Source organism: Pseudomonas sp. MD195_PC81_125, from assembly GCF_014060985.1.
In the GTDB taxonomy this organism is placed as follows: domain Bacteria; phylum Pseudomonadota; class Gammaproteobacteria; order Pseudomonadales; family Pseudomonadaceae; genus Aquipseudomonas; species Aquipseudomonas parakoreensis.
On record NZ_JABULD010000283.1, the window covers coordinates 1 to 1,721 of the forward strand.

1 pseudogene is annotated in these 1,721 nt (G+C 56.4%); it reads right to left on the reverse strand.

The window, feature by feature from the left end:
• Positions 1–1,721, reverse strand: a pseudogene (locus HT737_RS12330) (DNA-directed RNA polymerase subunit beta'); the annotation flags it as partial.

The following is a 1,721-nucleotide window of genomic DNA, read 5'->3' on the forward strand; positions in this document are numbered from 1 at the left end:
TTATCGTTGATCTTCACGCCTTGCAGACGGTAAACGTCCTGGATCTCGTTCACGATGTACTTGGCCAGCGCGCTCACACCCAGCAGACGCAGGATGTCGTGCGGATCGCTTGGACCGTCGGAGATAACTTCGCCGCGGTTAACCTGTTCGCCTTCGAACACGTTCAGGTGACGCCACTTCGGAATCAGCTCTTCGTACGGATCGCTACCGTCGTTCGGGGTAATAACCAGACGGCGCTTGCCTTTAGTCTCTTTACCGAACGCGATAGTACCGCTGACTTCAGCCAGAATCGACGCCTCTTTCGGACGACGAGCTTCGAACAGGTCGGCAACACGCGGCAGACCACCGGTGATGTCGCGGGTTTTCGAAGTTTCTTGCGGGATACGAGCGATAACATCACCGATCGCAATCTTCGCACCGTCCGCAACACCGACCAGGGCGTTGGCTGGCAGGAAGTACTGAGCGATAACGTCAGTGCCTGGCAGCAACAGATCCTTGCCGTTGTCGTCGACCATCTTCACTGCTGGACGGATTTCCTTGCCAGCAGCTGGACGATCTTTCGCGTCGAGTACTTCAATGTTGGTCATACCGGTCAATTCGTCAGTCTGACGCTTGATCGTGATGCCTTCTTCCATGCCCACGTAGGTCACGGTACCTTTCATTTCGGTAACGATCGGGTGAGTGTGCGGATCCCACTTGGCGACGATTGCGCCAGCGTCGACCTTGTCACCTTCTTTAACCGAAATCACAGCACCGTACGGCAGCTTGTAACGCTCACGCTCACGACCGAAGTCATCAGCGATGGCCAGCTCACCGGAACGGGACACGGCAACCAGGTGGCCATCCACTCGCTCAACGTGTTTCAGGTTGTGCAGACGGACAGTACCGCCATTCTTCACCTGAACGCTGTCTGCTGCGGAAGTACGGCTTGCCGCACCACCGATGTGGAACGTACGCATTGTCAGCTGGGTACCCGGCTCACCGATGGACTGGGCAGCGATAACGCCGACCGCTTCACCGATGTTCACCTGGTGACCACGAGCCAGATCACGGCCGTAGCACTTGGCGCAAATGCCATAGCGGGTTTCGCAGCTGATCGGCGAACGCACGATCACTTCATCGATGCTGTTCAGCTCGATGAACTCGACCCACTTCTCGTCCACCAGAGTACCGGCAGGAACGATAACGTCCTCGGTGCCTGGCTTGAATACGTCACGGGCAATAACACGACCCAATACGCGCTCACCCAACGGCTCTACAACGTCACCGCCTTCAATGTGCGGAGTCATCAGCAGACCGTGTTCGGTGCCGCAATCGATCTCGGTTACAACCAGATCCTGCGCCACGTCTACCAGACGACGAGTCAGGTAACCGGAGTTCGCAGTTTTCAACGCGGTATCCGCCAGACCTTTACGAGCACCGTGAGTCGAGATGAAGTACTGGAGTACGCTCAGACCTTCACGGAAGTTCGCAGTAATCGGCGTTTCAATGATGGAACCGTCCGGCTTGGCCATCAGACCACGCATACCGGCCAGCTGACGAATCTGTGCTGCGGAACCCCGCGCACCCGAGTCGGCCATCATGTACATCGAGTTGAAGGACTCTTGGTCAACTTCGTCGCCGTGACGGTCGATGACTTTCTCTTTCGAGAGGTTGGCCATCATCGCCTTGGAAACTTCGTCGTTTGCCTTCGACCAAAGGTCGATCACTTTGTTGTACTT